At 62.4% G+C, this 6,730-nt stretch carries 7 protein-coding genes and 2 tRNA genes; 5 read left to right on the forward strand and 4 right to left on the reverse strand.

What is annotated here, in order from left to right:
- Window positions 1–305: 305 nt before the first annotated feature.
- The gene (locus ASD01_RS17625) at window positions 306–815 is read left to right on the forward strand and encodes a peptide deformylase (protein ID WP_034796011.1); all 510 of its coding nucleotides are present in this window, start codon (window positions 306–308) and stop codon (window positions 813–815) included.
- 52 nt (window positions 816–867) lie between these two features.
- On the forward strand, window positions 868–1,137 hold the full coding sequence (locus tag ASD01_RS17630) for a hypothetical protein (protein WP_034796014.1): 270 nt from the start codon (window positions 868–870) through the stop codon (window positions 1,135–1,137).
- Window positions 1,138–1,184: 47 nt separating this feature from the next.
- On the opposite strand, the gene acmB is transcribed toward ASD01_RS17630, so the two are convergent.
- The 3 genes from acmB to ASD01_RS17645 form a co-directional block, all read right to left on the reverse strand.
- On the reverse strand, window positions 1,185–2,369 hold the full coding sequence (acmB, locus tag ASD01_RS17635; RefSeq protein WP_034796015.1) for a methyl acetate hydrolase AcmB: 1,185 nt from the start codon (window positions 2,367–2,369) through the stop codon (window positions 1,185–1,187).
- A 242-nt stretch (window positions 2,370–2,611) separates the two neighbouring features.
- Window positions 2,612–2,696, reverse strand: a tRNA-Leu gene (locus tag ASD01_RS17640).
- Window positions 2,697–3,063: 367 nt separating this feature from the next.
- Window positions 3,064–3,148 (reverse strand) — tRNA-Leu (locus tag ASD01_RS17645).
- Between the two features lie 187 nt (window positions 3,149–3,335).
- Between ASD01_RS17645 and lipB the strand changes: the two genes are divergently transcribed.
- A complete protein-coding gene (gene lipB, locus ASD01_RS17650; protein ID WP_034804378.1) occupies window positions 3,336–4,055 on the forward strand; it encodes a lipoyl(octanoyl) transferase LipB in 720 nt (239 codons plus the stop codon).
- Window positions 4,056–4,061: 6 nt separating this feature from the next.
- On the opposite strand, the gene ASD01_RS17655 is transcribed toward lipB, so the two are convergent.
- Complete coding sequence (locus ASD01_RS17655) at window positions 4,062–5,000, reverse strand: DMT family transporter (protein WP_234798737.1); 939 nt, start codon at window positions 4,998–5,000, stop codon at window positions 4,062–4,064.
- A gap of 246 nt (window positions 5,001–5,246) precedes the next feature.
- Here ASD01_RS17655 and ASD01_RS17660 point away from each other — a divergent pair, with 246 nt between their 5' ends.
- Both ASD01_RS17660 and ASD01_RS17665 read left to right on the forward strand, forming a co-directional pair.
- Window positions 5,247–5,642, forward strand: coding sequence for a helix-turn-helix domain-containing protein (locus ASD01_RS17660; RefSeq protein ID WP_034804375.1), 396 nt, complete (start codon window positions 5,247–5,249; stop codon window positions 5,640–5,642).
- 216 nt (window positions 5,643–5,858) lie between these two features.
- Window positions 5,859–6,730: alcohol dehydrogenase catalytic domain-containing protein (locus ASD01_RS17665; RefSeq protein WP_060644195.1), on the forward strand; the 872-nt coding region annotated here is incomplete at its 3' end.

Consider the following 6,730-nt stretch of genomic DNA (forward strand, 5'->3'; position numbering starts at 1 on the left):
TTTGCTGCTTCCCGGCCGTCCGCCTCGCGAGCCGGAAAGAATGCGTCCACTGACGTTTGCCTCGCCCTCATCCGCCGCCATGGGCGGGAATTCTGGCCTTACAGCCTGCTAGCGCAAAGCCCTGCCGAGGTCCACAGCACAGATACCACCGGGCGCGCCGCAACAACAGATTTATTCAAGCTGTTGCAAATACATGAAAAACCGGCTGCTTCTCGACACAGTCGACATCGACCGCGCGATCGGCTAGCACTTCAGTCGAGATATCGGAGGCGCAACACCCATTTGGCGCCGCCAAGGAAGATCTGATGGCCATTCGCCCCATTGTCCGCTTTCCCAACCCGCTGCTGACGCGGAAGGCGGAGACGATCACCCGCTTCGACGCGGCATTAGAGGCGCTGGCCGCGGACCTTCTCGACACGATGCGGGACGCCCCCGGCGTCGGCATCACCGCGCCGCATATCGGCATCCTGGAGCGCGTGACGGTGATCGAGTTCGATCGCGAAAGCGGCGCCAGGACCTTCGTCAATCCGGAGGTCATCTGGTGTAGCGACGAGAAGGCGACCCATACGGAAGGCAGCGTCTCGATGCCGGGCATCCTTGAAGAGGTCGAACGCCCCCGCGCCGTTCGCGTCCGCTACCAGACGCTTGGCGGCGAGACGATCGACGAGGAAGCCGACGGCTTCATGGCCACCTGCCTGCAGCACGAAATCGACCAGCTCGACGGCATCTTCTGGACACAACGGCTCTCGCGCCTGAAGCGCGATCGCGCCATCAAGAAGTTCGAAAAGCTGACCAGGGAGCAGGCGCGCGGCTAGCGCACCGATTCCCTGCTCGCAACATCACGTCATAGTCACCAAGGACCGAACCATGAAACCGACCTATCTCGCCCTCATCGGCCTCCTCGCGCTCGCCGGCTGCAACAGCGCCCAGCAAGATCTCGAGCCCCTGCCCCAGAGCCTGACCTATGGCGAGAACGCGGCCAGCAGGAAGACACAGGCCGCACCGGGCGCCATGATCCAGAACCGCTTCATGTATGAAGGCCAGATGGTCTACGAGACCTACGAGGTTCAGCCCGACCGCACCTACAAGCTCGTCCGCCGCCGCATGGACCAGAGCGGACCTGCCGGCAACAACTGACACGGATCAGGGCGGACGGGCGCAGCGACCTCTGTCGCCCGTCGCCGCTATGTATTTCGAGCCGCGTACACCGCCGTTTCGAAATCGAGATAGCTCCCGAACGAAGCGGGATCGGCAAAGGGCAGTATCTGTGTCGCCCACAGGCCACCGAGACCGTTTTGGCGATCTATCCAGTAGTAGAGGTTCGCAAGCCCCGCCCAGGCTAACGCACCGGCTGGCCGTCCCGTCGGTGCTGCTTCATCGTTGATCATGAAGCTTATCCCCCAGGACTTCGGCATGCCGGGGAAAAATTCGGCGTCGTGCGACAGGCTTCTTATTACCCCCGGGAGCCTCTTGATCTTCCTTTCTCCGAGGCCGTTCCTTGCCGCCATTTCGACCGTTTCCGTCTTCAGCACCCGACCGCCGGGTGACATCCCGTCGTTGAGCCACATGCGGATAAATTTGGCGTAGTCGACGGCCGTCGAATAGAGACCGTGCCCGCCCATCTGGACCTCCGGGTCCTGCGGGAGCCTGAAATCAGGCAACGGCGACAAACGTCCGGCATCGTCCCTTTGGTGCAAGGTAACCACGCGGGATGTCATGGATGCGGTCATTGCAAAGCCGGTGTCTTCCATGCCAAGCGGCTGGAGGATGCGTTCCGCCATCACAGCGCCAAGCCGCTTGCCGGTGATGCCCTCCACGACCTGCCCGGCCCAGTCCAGGCTGCTCCCATATTCCCAGTCGTCGCCCGGATCGAAGAGCAAAGGCGTCCGGATGGATGCATGGGAGGCGGTGATCACGCTCGGCTGTCCATGTTGCCGCGCCAACCGGGCATAGGTCTCGTTGAAAAAATCGTAGCCAAAACCGGCCGTGTGCAGGAGCAGCATGCGCGTGGTGATGTCTCGTTTGGGCGGGCGGAGTTTCGGATTCCCGGCGAGGTCAAAACCTTCGATCACCTGCAGCGTGCCGATTTCGGGCGCGTACTGCCTGGCGGGAGCGTCGAGATCGAGCTTGCCCTCCTCGACCAATTGCAGGCAGGCCGTCGCCGTGATCGCCTTCGTCATCGAGAAGATCGCAAAGACGCTGGCGATGGTCATATCCGTCGCGCCAGCCAAAGAGCGCTTTCCGGTGGCGCCCGCGTAAAAATTGCCGTGGCGATCCGTGGCGATTGCGACAACGCCTGGCACGCCATCGGCGGAAGCGACCGCGGCGTTTAGGATTGCATCGGCAGCAGTCTTGAGATCGCCGGACAAAGGAACCTCCCGCACAGCCAAGGCTTCGACACGCGTGGCGGTCGTGCCACCCTTCACGTTGAACCGCCGCACAAATCTTAACATCAAAGGGCGACCCAAGCCATTTTCTACCGGCCAACTCAGCGCGAAACGAGCGAGACTCGGATTGCCAGAAGGCATCACGATGCCGCCGATCAGGGCGCGCCAGAACGGGGAAGCTAAACATGGATTTGAAACAAAAAACCCGGCCGAAGCCGGGTATTTGGTGCGGTCGAGAAGACTCGAACTTCCACGGGTTGCCCCACAGCGACCTCAACGCTGCGCGTCTACCAATTCCGCCACGACCGCATCGTGGTAGGCGGCTGCATGTAGCAAAAGCCCCTTGAGTGCACAAGGGATGGCTGTGGACAAATTAAACGATGGCGACGGACGGGAGGGCATTCACAGTGCGGCGCGAAAAGACGGCGTTCAGCGCGCGCATTTCAGACCAGCGAACGAACCTTCCCGACGCCTTTCGAGGCTCGCTCTCGCCACGACGGGATCGTCGGCAATTCGTTCGGCATTCGCGCGCAAGATCAGCGACGGCCGCCACCCCTATTCGAACGCATGATATGGACTGGAAGACAAAGGGATGCGCCGGTTGCGCCCGGGCAGAAGGCCTAATTGGATAACACCAGGATTAAAAACAAAAAACCCGGCCGAAGCCGGGTTTTTTTGGTGCGGTCGAGAAGACTCGAACTTCCACGGGTTGCCCCACAGCGACCTCAACGCTGCGCGTCTACCAATTCCGCCACGACCGCATCGTGGTAGGTTGCGTCGACGGGGCTGCATGTAGCAAAAGCCCCTGGGGGGCACAAGGGGATCACGACAGAATTTTGACGGGAAATGAAACTATTTCAACAGCCCGCCCAAGGAGCCCCGGAAACGCTGGACTCTTGCCTCGCGCCATCCCATGTACAGGCTCTAAAAAACAGGAATGCCGAGCGAATGCAGCGTGAAAATCTGAGCCAGGACATGTTTGCCCCTCCGGAATCACCCCCGGTTCGCTGGCGGATTGCCTCCGAACTGGTCGATTATCCGCAGGCCGTCGAGCTGATGGAGCAGGAAGCCGCGGCGATTGCCGCCGGCACCGCAGATGAACTGGTCTGGCTCGTCGAGCATCCGCCGCTCTATACGGCCGGCACCAGTGCCGACGCCGCCGATCTCGTCATGCCCGACCGTTTTCCGGTCTTTGCCACCGGCCGCGGCGGCGAATACACCTATCACGGCCCGGGCCAGCGCGTCGTTTACGTCATGCTCGACCTCAAGCGCAGGAAGCAGGACGTACGCGCTTTCGTCGCGGCACTCGAAAGCGTCGTCATCTCCACGCTCGATTCGATGAACGTTCGGGGCGAGCGGCGTGAAGACCGGGTCGGTGTCTGGGTGCGGCGCCCGGAAAAGCCTGCCCTGCCCGACGGCTCCATGTCGGAAGACAAGGTCGCCGCGATCGGCATCCGCCTGCGCAAATGGGTGAGTTTCCATGGCTTTGCGCTCAACGTCGACCCGGATCTCGACCATTTCGGCGGCATCGTGCCCTGCGGCATTCGCGGTTATGGCGTCACCAGCCTCGTCGATCTCGGCCTGCCCGTAATGATGCCGGACGTGGACATCCGCTTGCGCGAGGCCTTCGAGACCGTGTTCGGTCCGACGCGGAACGACGCGCCGTAAGCCCGTTCAACTTGCCGTTCGACGTCCAGCCTGCCGCTCACGCCAGATGATGAAGAGGCCCGAGCCAACGATGATGGCGATACCAAGCCATTTGGAGAGCGACGGAAAGTCTCCGAAGATGAGATAACCGAGCGCCGTCGCCGTGACGATCTCGAAATAATGAAACGGCGCGAGCAGCGAGACGGGTGCCGCCCGGAACGCCTTGACCACCAGCAGATGGCCGTAGCCGGACAGCGCGCCAAGCACGATCACGAGCATCCAGCCAAGCGGCGACTTCGGCAGCGACGGCACGAAATCGGCGCTGCCCATGCCGTTGCCGATCAGGATCACCAGCGCCATCGTCAATGTGCCGCCGATGCCGGCTATTGTCTGCATCGTCAGCGGCGAGTCGCCGGTACCGACAGCACGGTTGAGGAGCAGGTAGCAGGCAAAGACGAAGGCGCAGGCAACCGGCAACAGCGCGGTCAGGCCGAAAGCGGCAAAGCTCGGCTGGATGACGATCATCGCTCCACCGAAACCGACGACAATGGCGAGCCAGCGCCGCCAGCCCACTCTTTCCTTGAGGAACACCGCCGAAAGACAGGTCAGGATGAAGGGCTCGACGAAATAGATGGCGAAGGTGTCGGCAAGCGGCATGTACTTCACCGATATGAAGAAGAACAAGGCCGCGGTCGCCAGCAGTACACCGCGCAGCAGATTGGCCCAGGGCCGCTTTGGCCTCAGCGCCCGCAGGCCACCGGCGCCAAGCAGCATCGGTAGCGTCGCTACCAGTTGGAAGAAGAAGCGGTAAAAGGTCACCTGCCCCGGCGACATGCCCTCATAGACGGCCATGTATTTCGCAATCACGTCCATACCCGGCAGGATGACCATGGCAAAGAGCATGATGGCGACGCCCTGCATCACCGTGTCGGCGGGTTCGGTGGTCGCAGTTCGGGCGTCTGTCATGGGGCAAGCTCCTGTGGCCGCCGCACATTAGAGCCTACGCGTTGGTTTTCAACGGCCGAGGATGCGACGGAGAAAGAACTATCCGCGCCCTAGCCGCAATTGACGGTGTTTTTGGCGCTTCGGGGTGGTCCCTCGCCGCCCAAATGCCTATAAGCTCAGGACAATCTTCCGCCCCGGATCCAAAGGTCGGCCGTCGGCCCCCATGGTTCGGGACCTTTGAACGTGACCGTGGCAAAGGAGATGTCCATGCGCTTGTCCACCGAAACGATGATTGCCCGCCTGCGCGACACCAGCGACGGTGATACGCTGGGAGGACGCATCTGGAGGGCGCGCGACGCCGCAAATCTCAGCGCCAAGGAACTGGCCGATCAACTCGGCGTGCGCACGGAGACGATCGCGGCCTGGGAACGGGATCGGGCCGAACCCCGCACAAACCGGCTGTTCATGCTTGCAGGCGTACTCGGCGTCACCCCGGCCTGGCTGATCGCCGGGCTCGGCCGCGCGCCGGATGCCGACGCAATCGACGAGAAGGACGGCCTGCGCGAGCAGCTCGCCCTCGTCAAGAAGCTGCACGAACAGACCGGCAAGGCGATTGCCGCTCTTGAGATGGAACTCAATCGCGTTCAACAGAACATTCGATAACCTATTGCGATTCCACTTAGGGCCGCCGTTCTGGCGGCCCGACGTCATTTCAGTCCAAGGAGAAAATAGATGGATGTACGCGCCGCCGTTGCCGTTCAGGCAGGCAAGCCGCTCGAGGTCATGACGGTTCAGCTCGAAGGCCCGCGGGCCGGCGAAGTGCTGATCGAGGNGGTTGGCCCTTGCACGCGATTGAAGCATCAACGAAAGGATACCACAGTGGATGTACGCGCCGCCGTTGCCGTTCAGGCAGGCAAGCCGCTCGAGGTCATGACGGTTCAGCTCGAAGGCCCGCGGGCCGGCGAAGTGCTGATCGAGGTCAAGGCCACAGGCATCTGCCACACCGACGATTTCACCCTGTCCGGCGCCGATCCGGAAGGCCTGTTCCCGGCGATCCTCGGCCATGAAGGCGCCGGCATCGTCGTCGACGTCGGCCCGGGYGTGACCTCGGTSAAGAAGGGCGAYCAWGTCATYCCGCTCTACACGCCCGAGTGCCGCTCCTGCCCGTCGTGTCTGTCGCGCAAGACCAATCTGTGCACCGCGATCCGCTCGACRCAAGGCCAAGGCCTGATGCCCGACGGCACCTCGCGCTTCTCGATCGGCAAGGACAAGATCCACCACTACATGGGCTGCTCGACCTTCGCCAACTACACGGTGCTGCCGGAGATCGCGGTTGCCAAGGTCAAYCCGGACGCSCCSTTCGACAAGATCTGCTACATCGGCTGCGGCGTGACGACCGGCATCGGCGCCGTCATCAACACGGCRCAGGTGGAAATGGGKGCGACTGCGATCGTCTTCGGTCTCGGCGGCATCGGCCTCAACGTCATTCAGGGCCTGCGCCTTGCCGGYGCCGACATGATCATCGGTGTCGACCTCAACAACGACAAGAAGGCCTGGGGCGAACGCTTCGGCATGACCCACTTCGTCAACCCGAAGGAGGTCGGCGACGACATCGTGCCTTACCTCGTCAACATGACCAAGCGCGGMGCCGACCAGATCGGCGGCGCCGACTACACCTTCGACTGCACCGGCAACACCAAGGTGATGCGCCAGGCGCTCGAGGCCTCGCATCGCGGCTGGGGCAAGTCGGT

This window comes from Ensifer sp. Root423, assembly GCF_001426275.1.
Classification (GTDB): domain Bacteria; phylum Pseudomonadota; class Alphaproteobacteria; order Rhizobiales; family Rhizobiaceae; genus Ensifer; species Ensifer adhaerens.